This is a genomic window from Fictibacillus sp. EA-CB0309 (assembly GCF_055814265.1).
Genome location: NZ_CP169271.1, coordinates 3865199 through 3880092, shown reverse-complemented (window position 1 = coordinate 3880092; position 14894 = coordinate 3865199). Strand labels below are relative to the sequence as shown.

Here is a 14894-nt window from a genome sequence, read left to right as displayed (position 1 = left end):
ATTTCATTGACAAATGACCGACCAGTCATTAGTATAAGTAATTGAGTTTGATAAGTCAATTAGGGGTTGGTGGACTAATGAAAGGTTTAGTTAATTTCGTTCTGATGAATAAATTAGCCGTATGGCTGCTTACCATCATTATAACAGTTTCAGGTATCTATTCAGGGACACGAATGAATATGGAGACGATTCCGGATGTTTCGATTCCTTATTTAATGGTAATGGACGTTTATCCTGGAGCAACTCCTGAGAAAGTGATGGAAGACGTTTCCATGCCAATAGAGAAAGCGGTTGAAGGTCTTGAAGATGTTAAAGCCGTTTATTCTAATTCATATTCAAACATGTCAAATATTCAAGTGGAATATGAATACGGGATAGATATGGATGAAGCAAAGCGTGAATTGCAATCTGCGCTCGATGCGGTCGAGTTGCCCGAAACAGCACAAGAGCCGACAGTGACAGCAATCAGCATGAATATGATGCCAGTCGCTGCACTAAGTGTAAGTAGTACGAAAGAAGATATCGTTGAATTAACTTCAACAGTTGAAGAGATGATTCTTCCAAAAATCGAGAAGATCGATGGTGTTGCATCAGCAAAAATTACTGGTCAGCATATTGAAGAAGTGGACCTTACATATAAAAAAGATAAAATGTCTGAGTATGGTCTAACAGAAGATAAAGTAAAAGAAATGATTCAGGCAAGCAACATGGCAGTCTCCCTAGGACTTTATGAGTTTGAAAAGGGTGAAGAAGCAGTTGCGGTTGATGGTAAGTTCATGACGGCAGATGAATTGAAGAATATGATGATTCCTGTAACACCATCCGCAACAAATCCAACCCCATTTGTAAAGCTTAGTGATATTGCTGATATCAAAACAGTTGGTAAAGTAGAGTCCGTCTCTCGAACAAATGGAGATGAAGCGATCGCGATTCAAATCGTTAAAGAACAGGAAGCAAACACCGTTGATGTCGTAAATGGTGTGAAAGACCTAATTAAAGAAGAGAAATCAAAAGTAGATGGTCTTGTAATCGATGTGTCACTCGACCAAGGAAAACCGATAGAAGATTCAGTTGCAACGATGATTGAAAAAGCCTTATTTGGCGGCTTGATTGCTGTATTAATCATCTTGCTGTTCCTTCGTGATTTTAAATCGACGATTATTTCGATCATCTCTATTCCAGTTTCGATCTTCATGGCGTTAGTGCTCCTTAACTGGATGGATATTACGTTAAACATCATGACGCTAGGAGCAATTACGGTAGCAATTGGACGTGTAATCGATGACTCTATCGTTGTCGTAGAAAATATTTATCGACGATTGCATTTGAGAGAAGAAAAATTAAACGGACGTGCGTTAATACGAGAAGCAACCATTGAGATGTTCAAGCCAATCCTGTCATCAACCCTGGTAACAGTCGCGGTGTTCGCTCCGCTTATCTTTGTGGGTGGTATGGTAGGCGAACTGTTCGCGCCGTTCGCGTTAACGATGACGTTTGCGCTTGGTGCCTCACTGATTGTGGCGATTACCATTGTTCCTGCATTATCACACTTTTTGTTCAGAAAAAGCTGTATGGCGAAAAGACAGAAAGCAGCCATAAGGAAACTGGTAAATTAGCAAACTGGTATAAAGGGGTTCTTAATAAATCTCTTAATCATAAAATTATCACTTCTATCTTGGCTGTCCTTTTACTTGCAGGAAGTTTAGCTTTAACGCCTATCATCGGTTTCAGCTTCATGGGCAGTGAAGAAGACAAAGTGATGTACTTAACATACACACCAAAAGCCGGGGAGCTTAAAGAAGAAACACTGAAAAACGTTGAAGCATTAGAAGAAAAGATGCTAAAACGTGATTATATTGATATCGTTCAAATCTCTGTTTCAGATAACGCAGATCCGATGATGGCTATGGCCGGTGGAGGAGAAGGCGGGGCACTCATGTACCTCATCTTTGATCCAGAAATGGAGAACTTCCCAGAAGTGCGAGATGAAATAGAAGACTATGTCGCTGACCTTGGTCAATCAGGCGAATGGAAGAGTCAGAACTTCGCTGCCTCAACGGGAGCTGAAAATGAAGTCAACTATACGTTCTACAGTGAAGATTTGAATAAACTCAATAAAGCGGTAAAGATGGCAGAAGACGCCATGAAGAAGAACGACCAGTTAGAGGATGTTACTTCAAGCGCGAAGGATGCGTTCGTTGAGCATACGTTTAACGTCGATCAAAATGAGATTTTGAAATATGGACTAACAACAGGTCAGATCGTGATGATGCTGAATCCGATAAAAGCGGATGATGTCTTAACGACGATCGAAAAAGACGGAGATACACTTGATGTTATTGTTCAGCAGGAGCAAACGAAACAACCTAAATCAGTGGATGATATTTTAGCAAGACAAGTACCGACAGCTCTTGGCACGACAATGCCGTTATCTGAGCTTGTTACGGTCGAAAAAGGAACAACGCTTAATACCCTTGCCCGAAGTAAAGGGGAATATTATGCTACCGTTTCAGGTAAGGCGATCGGCGATGATATGTCCAAAGCAACTTCGGAAGTTCAAAAAGACATCGACAAATTGGATATGCCAAAAGGAGTAACCGTTGGAGTTGCAGGTGTTCAGGCAGATATGACCGAAACCTTTACGCAGCTTGGAGCTGCCATGCTTGCGGCAATTGCAATTGTGTATTTCATTCTTGTCGTAACATTCCGTGAAGGTGTCGCACCATTTGCGATTCTATTCTCACTTCCGTTTGCCGTTATTGGTTCATTTGTTGGTCTATTGATCGCGGGTGAAACCATCTCTGTATCGGTTATGATGGGTCTGTTGATGTTGATCGGTATTGTTGTAACAAATGCGATCGTACTCGTAGACCGCATCATTCACATGGAACGTGAAGGAATGAGTATGCGTGAAGCGATTCTAGAGGCGGGCGCAACGCGTCTTCGTCCAATCCTGATGACAGCTATTGCAACAATCGGAGCGTTGATTCCGTTAGCAGTCGGCTCAGGCGGTGGTGGACTGATCTCGAAAGGCCTTGGCGTTACCGTAATTGGTGGATTAGCAAGTTCTACATTATTGACCCTGATTATCGTGCCAATCGTGTATGAAGTCTTATCCAAAATCTTTAAAAAGAATCGTAAAGAAGTAGAAGAAAATTAAATTAATGAATGAGCCCTGCAAGATGAACAGTCATCCTGCAGGGCTTTATTTATATGTTTTAAAAATCCAATAACGCAAACCAAGGAAAAGGCCAACTAAAATAAATTTAGTCGGCCCTTTTTGCATTACATTAACTACTACCGCACCCACTGCCGCAACTGCTTCCACAGCTGCTGTCACTGCCGTTGCTGCAGCTGCTGTCATGTCCGCCATCGTCACGGTGATTGCCGCACCCGCTGCCGCAGGCTGTCGTGCTGCCAGAGTAGTAGCTGGATGCTGGACTTAATTTCCCCATGTACATCTCATATTGATCCTGATGGTGATAGGAATAATAAAGCATTGCTCCAGCTAGAATAGGTGCACTATCAATGGAATGTGGGGATACTTTCATCCCTTTGTATGGATCGTGTGTTTTAGAGATGCGTTTAATATCGCCTTTAATTTTTGTTAAGAGCGCATGAACCGTATTCTCATCTGCGGTTTCTCTAAAATACCTTTTACCTAGCTCCTCAACAGATAGTGTGTGCAGTTCCTGTAAAAGGCCTTGGTGCAGCGGATGTTGAAAGAAAGTACCCCATGCGATATGAGTAAAATCGGTAAACGTAAAAAGTTTAGCGTACAGAAGGTCAAACCATGCTCTACCATGTGGATCTGGTTTTACCACGTCATTCGGTGCGTGATGAATGTGTTCTCCGCAAAGATCTAACGAAAACTTTTCATATTCCTTCGTATACATCAGCATCTCGTGCCAGATATCATCGACCTTTTTGCTGAACATTGGAACATTATTTAAGAGTGAACACATAATAAAAAAACGTTGAAGTTCGTAAAAAACAGCTTCAAAATACGCATCTGTTGCCTTTGGGTGCTCAGAAAGGTATCTTCGTTTAATTTTTTCTTTAAACTCGCGTGGAAGAGCTCGTTCCATCTTTCTTACGCTTTTTTGCAGAAAGAGTTTATCGCGAATCCCCAGGTCAGGTGGCAGTACTGTCTTTTCAGCAACCTTTTGGTAGTTTGGTTTTGTCGTGTACTTCAGCACAAGGGGAGCAATTACAGCAATCGCTATAAATAAAATAATCAATTCAAACATTGTTAGCGCCTCCTTTAACTTCTCCTACAAAACAGCTATATTCTTAATCTCTCTTTTCATGATAATATAAGATGTAATAATTGTAAAAAAGTGGGTATGTTTTAAATGACTATCATTTTGTTAGCAGGAATTGTGTTTACCATTATGCTTCTATCTAAACAAAGAGAGTTTTCTTCAGCAGGTATTGTAACGAACATTAGCGATAAATTACAGAGAAGCAGCTTAAGCAAAAATTATTTGCTTGCCGGTGCAGTCTTGTTTGCAATAGACGCAACTCTCTTTGCCATTGCTTTTGTCATTCTATTCTTCATACCATACGGTTCAACTTTTGGTTTGCTGTTGTGCATACCATTAAGCTTACTAACATGGGTTGTTTTTTCTGAGGCTTGGAATGGTTCATTCAAAGATAAGGTGAAGATGGCATGTATCGGAAGTTCTTTTTTCTCTTTTTTATCGGATGGATGATTTGGTATTATATGAACCTTGAACCTGCTTATCCAGGTGACGACATGTTTATGGCTTGGATTGGGTTGATAATTGGAATTATTTTTACGGTAGGAGCGATGGGAGTAAGTATGTTTGTGATTTTGCGGAAAAACATATAAAATACTAAAAATAAAACGGTTCTGATCAACAGCGCCGTTTTTTCATGTATTTCTAAAATTTTACCCCGTTCGACAAATTGGAGGTGGAGTGTGTATCTTGCACATCTTCTTCATTGAATAGTTGATTGGAGTGGAAGGTGAGAGACTACGGCTAGGACAGGCTGGCAGGTGAGACACTTATACGTGAAACGTACGAATGCGGCTCACCGCCTGCCCCGCGGAAAGCGAGCACCTGGAACGGAAATCAACTTCTTTCAAGAACAGCAAGGACCGCTAGAATATAAAAAAAGACTGGCATCAGCCAGCCTTCCATCAACTCTATTTGCTGTAACTTACTTCTTTTTGATAGCTTTCAATCTCAAAATCTTTAATGTTAATCATATTCGCTGAAACATAATGCTCGTTCCCAACGTGTACCAGCTGAGGGGGATACAGCGGCTTCTCAGGCAAAACGATCGGCTCGCGATACGGGTTTCGCCGCTCTGGATCTGCAACAGGAATGGAAGCCAGCAATGATTTTGTATAGGGATGTATCGGGTTGCGATACAACTCCTCTTTTGGAGCCAATTCTATTAAATGACCCAGATACATAACGGCAACACGATCACTCATATAATGAACCACACTTAAGTCATGCGAGATAAACAAGCAAGTTAGATTCATTTCTGTCTGCAGATCTTTTAATAGATTCAGAACTTGAGCTTGAACGGAAACATCCAGCGCAGAAACAGGTTCATCTGCAATAATGAACTTTGGCTCTAGCATCAGTGCTCGTGCAATGCCCACTCTTTGGCGCTGACCTCCTGAGAATTCATGAATTCTCCTTTTATACGAAGTTCTTGGAAGACCTACTTTTTCTAGCATGCTGAGTGCTTTATCTGTTCGTTCTTTTTTGGTTCCCATTCTTTGAATGAATAACGGCTCCTCAAGAATTTCTCCCACTGTCATTCTTGGGCTTAACGATTCGTATGGATTCTGAAAAATCATTTGAATCTCTTTTCGGTAGGGACGCAGCTTTCCTTCATTCAGCCTAGTGATTTCTTTATCTTCAAACCAGATTTGTCCATGCTCTGGTTTATATAAACGCATGATTGTACGCCCGAGAGTCGTTTTTCCTGAACCTGATTCACCTACAACCCCAAGCGTTTCTCCTCTTTGAATGTTTAGTGAGACACCATCCAATGCCTTATGAACACCAGATTTGTCTGTAAAATATTTTGATAGATTCTGAGCTCTTAACAATAGGTTATCCAATGGCAACTACCTTCCTTTCTGAATCGTAGAAACGAACATAATGCAGCGGCTCTACTTCAACAAGGGAGGAGGGAGCATTAAATGAACTGCTTTCGTAAGTGTACGTTTCGGGTGCGAACTTTCTGCCATTATAGCCTGTATCTTCAAACGTATAATCCTGTATGCTCTTTAAGCGCTCCTGACCATTTTCCGGATTAGGGATACTTCCGATTAGGGCTTTTGTGTATGGATGAACAGGGTTTTTAAATATTGTATACACATCTGCAGACTCCACAATGTGACCGCCTAGCATGACGTAAACCCAGTCAGCGTACTCTGCCACCACACCAAAATCATGGGTGATTAAGAGAACAGAGGCATCCAGATCCGTTTTATAACGATCAATTAAATCAAGAACCTGCCTTTGAATCGTAACATCGAGTGAGGTAGTAGGCTCATCAGCAATAATAAGCTTAGGTTTGCACGAGATCGCCATAGCGATAAGAATACGCTGTTTCATACCGCCTGAAAGCTGCTCGGGATATTGATTATAAACATGGGCAGGATTTTGAAAACCTACTTGTTCGAGCAAATGAAGTGCTTCTGCCTTAAGCTCAGCTTTTGGAAGAAGTTTATGATATTTGAGTCCTTCTGTAATTTGCACGCCAACTTTCATGCCAGGATTAAGAGAGGCGATGGCATCCTGAAAGATCATCGAAATCTCATTTCCTCTGATTTTTCGCATTTGTTTTTCCGATTGTTTCAGAAGATCTTTACCGTTAAAAGTTATGGATCCCATTTCAACGCTGCCGTTAACGGGCAAAAGGTTCAATACCGAAAGAGAGGTGATGCTCTTTCCTGAACCAGACTCTCCAATTAGTGCAACGGTCTGTCCTTTTTCTATTTGAAGACTGACGCCATTTACGGCAATATCCTTTTCTTTTTCTTTTTGAAAGTAACATGTAGGTTCTCGATTTGTAAGATATGTTGATCCATTTTGTGCACCTCCCTTTATAACTTGTTTGTTTCTTCAACACCATTCTGAATGCCTTGAATGATTAAATTAAGAGCCAATATCGTAACCGCAAAGCATGAAAGAGGAATTAAGATTACCCACGGTGCGGCTTGCAATTTCGTAAATGACATTCCGATAATCCCTGACCATTCTCCAGCTAAAGGAATATCTACAAGTCTCACACTTAAGGGATCTCCTAACGCCAATGTTTCAGCTCCACCGATGAAAATGGCCAATACACCTAAATGAGCCAAGAGGATTAATACTTGAATCATTTGCTGAGCAAACAACAAAATTAATCGTGTAGACAGCTCAGGGAGTACATGTTTGTAATACACATAAGGTTTCTTAGCTCCAATAGCAAACGTGTTATTAATATAATCTTTGTCGAGGATGTCCTGGATTTCTCGAGAAAAAGTTGAAATCAATGTAGGTACACCAATACAGATTAAAACAAGGCATTGCATCACAAGCAATTCTGTAAAACTTTTACGCTCCATCGCATGCTTCATCAATAATGAACTCATAAATAAGTAAGCTAGAATCGTTGTAGGGATGGTTAGTGTCGCTGAAACAAGATCGTTAAGAAACGCATAGTTTGCTTTTGGATTGATCAGTGTAATTCCAACTGAAACTACTATTCTAAAAAATGCAATTACAAACGCGATTAAGATTGTGTATTTTGCTCCATCTACAATCTGATAAAAAAGCTGTTTGCCAACTAAATCAGTACCAAATGGTGGCTCTTCAGATGGAGAATATGGAATGTGATCAATGATTTTTCCATCTTCATCATATTTAAAGTCCATAAGTTTCATAGCTTCTGATCTTTTGACATCCAAAATATCGGTCCAATAGAAACTGAAGACTAGTAAACTCAGTATAAAAAGAAGCCCAATAAGAAATTGGGGCTGTTTTGCTAGTTTTATAATCATGCCGCTTGTTCCTCCGTCTGTTTGTTTTTTACTGACGCATTATAGTTATCCGCAATTTCAAACAGCACCGAAAAAGGGATAGCGATGAAAAGTGCAGTTACTAAAAAGGCGGCGCCCTTCGTATTCATCAATAAGTACATAATTCCGTTCAAATTGTATACATACTCTACGATAAACAAGTTTGAAAGCATGAAAACAAAGATTGTCTTTGAATATTGGAATAGACTTCTCAAAATGTTTCTAAACACATGTCTTAATGTAATGTAAAACCGGCTGAGGCCCATAGCTCTTGCGACCGTTACATAGGATCTGTGCTGTTCCTCTCTCATTAATAAAAGAGTAATTTTAAACAGTTGAATGGTTGGCACGATAGAAAGCACGATAATAGGAAGCAAGTAAATGGGATTATTGTAATCATTGTAAAAATAGATGACGATCCCCGTCTTTTTGTAGAGGTACACGATAAAAACCTGCAATGCCGCTACGATAAATAAATCTGGCAATGATTCTAATAAAGTTAAAAAACCATAAACGATACGTTGGAGGAATCTTGAAAGCATCGTAGTAATGAAGGTAAGAACGAGTGCAACAAATAAACCTAGAAGCAGAGCAGCAAAGAAGATTTTCATAGAGTAAAAAAACTGATCATAGATCTCAGGAAACATGTCTTTTGTTACAGTTAAACCTCTCAGTGAATAGACATATACCTGTTGATTTAACTGGGTGTTTATACCGAAAATAAGTGCCGGAAGAATACTGATGATAAGAATGCCTAATATGGTTGACCTTAGCCGCCTTAAATAACTATGGACAGAAAAATACATATTACACCTCAGTTCGTAAATAGTGACCTTTGCACGTTTTGTTATGCCGCATTGTCATCCACCTGTTTTTTTACCGATGCGGTATAGGAATCCGCCATTTCAAACAGCAATGAAAAGGGCAGGGCAATGAAAAGGGCAGTTACTAAAAAGACAACACCTTTCGTATACAGCAGTAAGGTCAAAATTCCGTTTAAATTATATACGTACTCTACGATAAGTAGATTTGAAAGCATAAAAACAACGATAGGTTTTGCATATTGAATGAGACTTGTCAAAATATTTCTAAATACATGCTTTAATATGATATAAAGTCGGCTTAGACCCATGGAACGGGCTACTGTTACATAAATCTTGTGCTGCTCTTCTCTCATTAAAAGTAAAGTGAGCTTGAATAACTGAATGGTAGGTACGATAGAGAGCACGAGAACAGGCAACAAATAGATGGGATTATCGTAACTATTATAAAAATCAACCAAAACGCCGGTTTGTTTGTAGAGATAGACGATAAATAATTGGAGTACAACAACAATAAATAAATCGGGAAATGATTCTAATACTGTCAAAGTTCCATAAATGAAACGTTGAACAAATTTCGGGAGCATGGTCGTGATGAAGGTAAGGATCAGTGCAATCAATAAACCTAATAGTAAAGCTAATACGAAAATCGTCATGGAGTAAAAAACTTGTTAAAGATTTCAGGAAATACATCACGATTAACCGGGGTCCCCTTATACGAAGTTGTGGTATAAATCCAAACCTTTTCTTGCATGTGAAAGTTAATGCCGAATAAAAGGGATGGAAGAGCACTGATGACAAGAATACCTAAAACAGTTGAGATGAATCGTTTTGAATAACTGTGAAAAGAAAAATTCATTCTACACCTCCGTTCAATAGTCACTGAGCTTGAAATAATTGTAAAACAAATGACATATTTTTGAAATATAAATATGTTAAGTTTCCAAAAATACCTTGTTAGTTATTTGACGTACAACATAGCGCGATTTATTCAAAAAAATACTGGATAATCTCCAGTATTTTAAATACTTATGAAAATAGCTTGATGATAGGCAGCAACGCTAACTGTGTAACAATATGGACCATCATGTGTGCGATCATTGCGTACTCCAGTCCTTTTTTCCAATAGAGGTAACCGAAAAGTAAAGCTAGAATACCGTTTAAAATAAATGCACGTGCGATAAGGAGTGAAGTAAGTTCTCCGTATAAACCTTCTGTTGCAGGCAAATGACCAGCAGAAAATATAAGTGCGGCAAGGATGATTCCGATCCAATAAAAAGACGAAGGAATAGCATCCCTATTTTTCTTAAAAATGAAAGATAATAGCCAAACAATAAGTGTCATCAGAAATAGGCGCATAAAAACTTCTTCAACGATTCCTCCGTAAAGGACACCAGCAATTGCTGCTTTTCACCATTCTGCACTTTCGCCTGAACCGAGTTTTGGAAGGTGAGGCTGAAAAAGAAACAAGTCCGTAAAAACCATAAATGCAGCACCAATAGCTCCGCCGATCAGTGCAGTTTTTAAAGCGGAGTAATTCAGCACAGGTTTCTTTTTCTCAAGAATCCATGTACCGAGCAGCGGTAGTGAAAGCCCTGTTCGTTTCGTAAGCTTTAAACCAATCCAACCTAAGATAGTGGATAGCACACCGATTTGTAGAGTCGCTAGTGCAATGCCGACTGGCAGCGGAATGCCTGCTGCTTGGATGATCTCTTCGTATTTTGCCTCACCTAGCGTATTTTTTAACATTTCCATCTGAAAAGGAACGACAAATACCCCTGCGATCAAGCCGAGTAAACCAAGAAAAAGAGCTAATTTAAAATGTTTCAACGAACTACCTTCTTTCATTAAAATAAGTTAACCGTGAAAAAAGACAGGATCCTGAAATCCCGTCTTTTACAAACCCCCGTTACCGCCAGAATGGTGATTTTGCTGTGAAGCGTTCCAGGCAGCTGCATTATTAATTTTGTTGTTATCGCTGAGATGCTGTTCGGCTTCATAATTCAGGTTATATCTTTTGTATCGCTGTTTCGTTCTCCAATGAACAATAGCGGTTAGAAGAAGAACAGCTCCAAGGGGTGCAAAAAGATAAAGCCATATCATTTAAAACACCTCCGAACAAAATTTAAGTACTGTTGTAAACGTATGTATATATAAGCTAGATATGCTTATAAAGCAACAAATCGTCTACAAACTGTCCGTTCAAATAAAATTCTCCAACAAGTCGTCCCTGCTCCTGATAGCCGCATTTTTTGTAAAAGCGTATTGCCTTTTCATTCGTAGATAAAACACGCAGTGACAGCTTTGTTTTACCGTTATCTTTTGCAAATTGTTCGACAGCGAGCATAAGTTCTGTTCCAATGTTCTGTCCATGAAAATCGGGATGAACAGCAAGCGCGACGTCTGCTACATGCAGGTTGGATGGGATCGAGAATACATCTTTGTAAAAGATATAGCCGCACACTCTTCCGCTGCAGCGTGCAACGATTTGGCTGCCTGCAGGAAACTGCCGTCCGTAATCTTGAGGTGAATCCCATCGGATATCAGGAGCGGGTGTTGTCTGTTCATTCCAAACAAGATGATCTATTTCAACCAGACCTGCGTAATCGTCGGGGGTTGATAGCGAAATTTCTAACGTGGTTTTTTCCATCGTACACTCTCCTCTAAATAGAAGTTTCCCTATCGAGAGGCAAAATCCTTTAAAGGGGTCTGTCCCGGGTCTGTCCCTGGGACAGACCCGGGACAGACCCCTACAATTTAGACACAATTTTAACACATACTGGCATATTCCTTCTTTGCAATTTAAGACACGTATTACTATAATATAAGAGGAATCGGCAGAAGCAGTCCATGTACGGGCTGTTTTTTGTGGTTATACAGAAAACCGATATAGGTTAAAACGTTTAAGAGAAGTCAAATAACGAAGGTGAAAGATATGAAAAGAGCTAGACTGATATATAACCCAAGTTCCGGAAGAGAAACCGTAAAAAAGCAGCTTCCATATATACTCGACAGACTAGAGAACGCAGGCTATGAAACATCTTGTCATGCCACAACACCAGAAGAAGGATGCGCTACACGCGCAGCACGCTTAGCGGGAGAAAGAGGATTTGACCTCGTAATCGCAGCCGGTGGAGACGGAACAATCTATGAAGTGGTAAACGGACTGGCAGGTCTTGAACAACGTCCGATGCTTGGAATTATTCCAGCAGGTACAACAAATGACTTCGCGCGTGCAGTAGGCGTGCCACGTACCATTGAAGGAGCTTGTGATGTTCTTTGCGGTGGCGTTCATATGCCGGTTGATATCGGTAAAGTGAATGAAAAGTTCTTCATTAACATCGCGGGTGGAGGGCGAATTACAGAGCTTACATATGAAGTTCCTAGTAAGCTTAAAACGATGATCGGACAACTGGCTTATTTCTTAAAAGGAATTGAGATGCTTCCATCGATTCGTCCTACATATGTAGAGATTGAATTTGATGACAAAGAGAAATACGAAGGCGAGATCATGCTTTTCTTAGTAGCAAACACAAATTCTGTTGGGGGCTTTGAAAAGCTTGCACCATCATCTGAATTCCATGACGGTCTTTTTGATGTTATCATTTTAAAGAAAACAAATTTGGCAGAGTTTGTCCGAATTGCATCCCTTGCGATTCGAGGCGAGCACATTCACGATGATCACGTGATCTATAAAAAAGCGAAGCGTGTTAAAGTAACGCCTCGCGAGAAGATGCAGATTAACTTAGATGGTGAACTAGGCGGAATCTTGCCTGGTGAGTTTGAAAACTTGCACCATCACTTTGAATTATTAGTACCTAAAGATCGAATCAAACCAGAATAAAAACGCGACTAGAGAAACACCTAAGGCAAAGCGAAGCTGAAGGTGTTCTTTTTTATGGGGGATAAAGATGAAGAACCGCTCAAACGTTACTAAATATAAAGTGCTTGCTCCAATTTACGATGTATTCATGGGAAACCGTTTGTTTCGAAAAGCACGTCAGCAAGCTTTTTCAGAAATTGATGTAAACAGAGGAGACTCACTCCTTTTAGTAGGGGTTGGAACAGGCGAGGATTTTCCGTTCCTTCCACACGAAACTGTAGTAACAGGCATTGATCTCTCGCTTGATATGTTGAAAGTAGCTGAAACGAAAAAGGGGCATCAAAATATAACTCTGATGCAAATGAATGCAGAAACGATGGACTTTTCTAATAAAAAGTTTAATGTTATCGTCTTAAACTTAATCTTAAGTGTCGTTGAGCGTCCTGAAAAAGTACTAGAGAGAAGCTTGAAGTATTTAAAGCCTGGAGGAGCACTTTTAATATTTGATAAATTCATAGAATCCAATCAAAAGCCAAACTTGCTTAGAAGAGGGTTAAACTTACTCACGTCAGCAATTGGCACCGACATTAACCGCGATTTTAATCAAATGAAAAATGACCTGCCTATTGAAATACATAAAAAGTATCAAACGGTATTTGGGTTGTATACGATCATAGTGGCTGGTGAAAAGTATACAACTAACGATATATCGGTATAGTCCTTTCACACTAACTGAATTTATCCCTTTGCAGGATTGTCTCATCCTTTATTATGTTAGAAAATTAAAATAATTCATAATTTAGGAAGCGGAGGGGTTTGGATCATGAAAAAATTTCTGTCGATGTGTTTAACGGTGATGCTGGCTGCTGCATTTTTCTTACCGCAGCAAAATGCCAAAGCCGTTGCTGGTTTAGAGGTAGATAAAGAGCTTGCAAAAGTACTTGGCGATCTTACGTCAAACGCGCTTGTTGAAGCGGTTGTAACGTATGATACGCTCCCAAGCTCGGGTGATGTATTAGCATTAAAAAATCTTGGCCTTGAAACAAAAACGTTCAGCAAGCTTCCAATGGTTGCTGTAAAAGGAACGAAGCTGGAGTTAACTTCTCTTTTATCAAGTAGCTTGAATGCTAAATCGGTCTACTATAACAAAGATTTGAACTTTTTAATGAAAGATAGCCGAAAGTTAATAGGAGCAGAACGTGTTTGGGAAGAGTTAGGGTACACAGGTAAAGGCACTACTGTTGCTGTCATTGACAGTGGTATTGATGCAACACATGCTGATCTTCCTTTTGGTGAAGAAAAGGTTATACAAAATGTGAAGTTCCTAGCAGGAGATCTGTTCTCAAACGAGCCTCTGTATCTTGAAAATGTTCAAAACACAGATACTTCATCTGGCCATGGCACGCATGTTGCTGGTACGATTGCAGGACTTGGAACAGCGAGTGAAGGATTATACAAAGGAATCGCACCTGATGCGAAGCTCGTTGGTCTAGGTACAGGAGAGGGAATCAATGTACTGTGGGCACTTGAAGCGTTCAACTATGTGTTAGAAAATCATGAGAAATACGGAATTAATGTCATCTCAAACAGCTGGGGAACAACAGGCGACTACTCAGAGAACGATCCAATCAACGTTGCAAGTAAAGCGGCGCATGATGCTGGAATGGTCGTAACGTTTGCTGCCGGTAACGAAGGGCCAGACGATAGCACATTAAATCCTTACTCAGCAGCACCTTGGGTCATATCTGTAGCTGCAGGTACGAAGGACAAGCAGCTTGCGGACTTTTCATCTCGCGGAGTAGAAGGCGATAACCTGCTTCACCCAGATATTACAGCACCAGGAGTGGATATCGTTTCAACAAAATCAAAAACAGGTCTTGTCATGAACAGTCTCGGAACAGTTCAAGACAAAGACTATATCGCACCTGAACACTTGTTGAGCTACACAACAGCAAGCGGTACGAGTATGGCGACTCCTCATATTTCAGGTGTTGCGGCTTTAATGTTTGAAGCCAATCCAAACCTTACGCCAGATCAAGTGCTTCAATTGTTGAAATCAACTGCTGATCCGATGGCAGGATATAAGCTTCATGAAGTTGGAGCAGGATACGTGAACGCGTATGAAGCGGTAAAGGCAGCGGGTAACTAAGGAAATACTAAGAACAGACCTACTCCCCTAGGTCTGTTCTTTTTT

At 40.2% G+C, this 14894-nt stretch carries 16 protein-coding genes and 1 pseudogene; 7 read left to right on the top strand and 10 right to left on the bottom strand.

Translation table 11 applies throughout. The annotated features are described in order from the left end of the window. Window positions 1-77: 77 nt before the first annotated feature. A pseudogene (locus ACEWFH_RS21835) lies at window positions 78-3160 on the top strand (efflux RND transporter permease subunit). Between the two features lie 130 nt (window positions 3161-3290). Here the strand turns inward: ACEWFH_RS21835 and ACEWFH_RS21830 are convergent. Then, on the bottom strand, window positions 3291-4250 hold the full coding sequence (locus tag ACEWFH_RS21830) for a glycine-rich domain-containing protein (RefSeq protein ID WP_473725667.1): 960 nt from the start codon (window positions 4248-4250) through the stop codon (window positions 3291-3293). A gap of 105 nt (window positions 4251-4355) precedes the next feature. Between ACEWFH_RS21830 and ACEWFH_RS21825 the strand changes: the two genes are divergently transcribed. The 3 genes from ACEWFH_RS21825 to ACEWFH_RS21815 all read left to right on the top strand — a co-directional run bounded on the left by ACEWFH_RS21825 (window position 4356) and on the right by ACEWFH_RS21815 (window position 5245). Beyond that, complete coding sequence (locus tag ACEWFH_RS21825; protein WP_473725666.1) at window positions 4356-4715, top strand: hypothetical protein; 360 nt, start codon at window positions 4356-4358, stop codon at window positions 4713-4715. After that, on the top strand, window positions 4712-4855 hold the full coding sequence (locus tag ACEWFH_RS21820; protein WP_473725665.1) for a hypothetical protein: 144 nt from the start codon (window positions 4712-4714) through the stop codon (window positions 4853-4855). The genes ACEWFH_RS21825 and ACEWFH_RS21820 overlap by 4 nt, the downstream gene beginning before the upstream one ends. 168 nt (window positions 4856-5023) lie before the next feature. Further along, window positions 5024-5245, top strand: coding sequence for a hypothetical protein (locus ACEWFH_RS21815; protein ID WP_473725664.1), 222 nt, complete (start codon window positions 5024-5026; stop codon window positions 5243-5245). On the opposite strand, the gene ACEWFH_RS21810 is transcribed toward ACEWFH_RS21815, so the two are convergent. The 9 genes from ACEWFH_RS21810 to ACEWFH_RS21770 all read right to left on the bottom strand — a co-directional run bounded on the left by ACEWFH_RS21810 (window position 5174) and on the right by ACEWFH_RS21770 (window position 11527). Beyond that, window positions 5174-6109, bottom strand: coding sequence for an ABC transporter ATP-binding protein (locus ACEWFH_RS21810; RefSeq protein ID WP_473725663.1), 936 nt, complete (start codon window positions 6107-6109; stop codon window positions 5174-5176). The two genes, ACEWFH_RS21815 and ACEWFH_RS21810, sit on opposite strands and share 72 nt — an antisense overlap. Continuing rightward, on the bottom strand, window positions 6102-7019 hold the full coding sequence (locus ACEWFH_RS21805; protein WP_473727395.1) for an ABC transporter ATP-binding protein: 918 nt from the start codon (window positions 7017-7019) through the stop codon (window positions 6102-6104). The genes ACEWFH_RS21810 and ACEWFH_RS21805 overlap by 8 nt, the downstream gene beginning before the upstream one ends. A gap of 80 nt (window positions 7020-7099) precedes the next feature. Beyond that, on the bottom strand, window positions 7100-8038 hold the full coding sequence (locus tag ACEWFH_RS21800) for a hypothetical protein (RefSeq protein ID WP_473725662.1): 939 nt from the start codon (window positions 8036-8038) through the stop codon (window positions 7100-7102). Then, the gene (locus ACEWFH_RS21795; RefSeq protein ID WP_473725661.1) at window positions 8035-8862 is read right to left on the bottom strand and encodes an ABC transporter permease subunit; all 828 of its coding nucleotides are present in this window, start codon (window positions 8860-8862) and stop codon (window positions 8035-8037) included. The genes ACEWFH_RS21800 and ACEWFH_RS21795 overlap by 4 nt, the downstream gene beginning before the upstream one ends. A gap of 41 nt (window positions 8863-8903) precedes the next feature. Then, window positions 8904-9533 carry an ABC transporter permease subunit gene (locus ACEWFH_RS21790; RefSeq protein WP_473725660.1) on the bottom strand — a complete coding sequence of 210 codons (630 nt, stop codon included), beginning with the start codon at window positions 9531-9533 and terminating at the stop codon, window positions 8904-8906. A gap of 373 nt (window positions 9534-9906) precedes the next feature. After that, window positions 9907-10278, bottom strand: coding sequence for a CPBP family glutamic-type intramembrane protease (locus tag ACEWFH_RS21785; RefSeq protein WP_473727394.1), 372 nt, complete (start codon window positions 10276-10278; stop codon window positions 9907-9909). 9 nt (window positions 10279-10287) lie between these two features. Next, the gene (locus ACEWFH_RS21780; RefSeq protein ID WP_473725659.1) at window positions 10288-10707 is read right to left on the bottom strand and encodes a hypothetical protein; all 420 of its coding nucleotides are present in this window, start codon (window positions 10705-10707) and stop codon (window positions 10288-10290) included. A 66-nt stretch (window positions 10708-10773) separates the two neighbouring features. After that, on the bottom strand, window positions 10774-10980 hold the full coding sequence (locus ACEWFH_RS21775) for a hypothetical protein (protein WP_473725658.1): 207 nt from the start codon (window positions 10978-10980) through the stop codon (window positions 10774-10776). Between the two features lie 55 nt (window positions 10981-11035). Next, entirely contained in the window at window positions 11036-11527 is a 492-nt protein-coding gene (locus tag ACEWFH_RS21770) for a GNAT family N-acetyltransferase (RefSeq protein WP_473725657.1), read from the bottom strand. A gap of 285 nt (window positions 11528-11812) precedes the next feature. Here ACEWFH_RS21770 and ACEWFH_RS21765 point away from each other — a divergent pair, with 285 nt between their 5' ends. The 3 genes from ACEWFH_RS21765 to ACEWFH_RS21755 all read left to right on the top strand — a co-directional run bounded on the left by ACEWFH_RS21765 (window position 11813) and on the right by ACEWFH_RS21755 (window position 14849). Then, window positions 11813-12721 carry a diacylglycerol kinase gene (locus ACEWFH_RS21765; protein ID WP_473725656.1) on the top strand — a complete coding sequence of 303 codons (909 nt, stop codon included), beginning with the start codon at window positions 11813-11815 and terminating at the stop codon, window positions 12719-12721. A gap of 67 nt (window positions 12722-12788) precedes the next feature. Further along, on the top strand, window positions 12789-13418 hold the full coding sequence (locus ACEWFH_RS21760; RefSeq protein WP_473725655.1) for a class I SAM-dependent methyltransferase: 630 nt from the start codon (window positions 12789-12791) through the stop codon (window positions 13416-13418). 105 nt (window positions 13419-13523) lie between these two features. Next, a complete protein-coding gene (locus ACEWFH_RS21755; protein WP_473725654.1) occupies window positions 13524-14849 on the top strand; it encodes a S8 family serine peptidase in 1326 nt (441 codons plus the stop codon). The last annotated feature ends 45 nt before the right edge of the window (window positions 14850-14894 follow it).

Excerpts from the sequence above, each read along its gene's own strand:
- ACEWFH_RS21830 (WP_473725667.1), bottom strand. The coding sequence starts at position 4,250 with ATGTTTGAATTGATTATTTTATTTATAGCGATTGCTGTAATTGCTCCC.
- ACEWFH_RS21825 (WP_473725666.1), top strand. The coding sequence starts at position 4,356 with ATGACTATCATTTTGTTAGCAGGAATTGTGTTTACCATTATGCTTCTA.
- ACEWFH_RS21820 (WP_473725665.1), top strand. The coding sequence starts at position 4,712 with ATGATTTGGTATTATATGAACCTTGAACCTGCTTATCCAGGTGACGAC.
- ACEWFH_RS21800 (WP_473725662.1), bottom strand. The coding sequence starts at position 8,038 with ATGATTATAAAACTAGCAAAACAGCCCCAATTTCTTATTGGGCTTCTT.
- ACEWFH_RS21795 (WP_473725661.1), bottom strand. The coding sequence starts at position 8,862 with ATGTATTTTTCTGTCCATAGTTATTTAAGGCGGCTAAGGTCAACCATA.
- ACEWFH_RS21790 (WP_473725660.1), bottom strand. The coding sequence starts at position 9,533 with ATGACGATTTTCGTATTAGCTTTACTATTAGGTTTATTGATTGCACTG.
- ACEWFH_RS21775 (WP_473725658.1), bottom strand. The coding sequence starts at position 10,980 with ATGATATGGCTTTATCTTTTTGCACCCCTTGGAGCTGTTCTTCTTCTA.
- ACEWFH_RS21770 (WP_473725657.1), bottom strand. The coding sequence starts at position 11,527 with ATGGAAAAAACCACGTTAGAAATTTCGCTATCAACCCCCGACGATTAC.
- ACEWFH_RS21765 (WP_473725656.1), top strand. The coding sequence starts at position 11,813 with ATGAAAAGAGCTAGACTGATATATAACCCAAGTTCCGGAAGAGAAACC.
- ACEWFH_RS21760 (WP_473725655.1), top strand. The coding sequence starts at position 12,789 with ATGAAGAACCGCTCAAACGTTACTAAATATAAAGTGCTTGCTCCAATT.
- ACEWFH_RS21755 (WP_473725654.1), top strand. The coding sequence starts at position 13,524 with ATGAAAAAATTTCTGTCGATGTGTTTAACGGTGATGCTGGCTGCTGCA.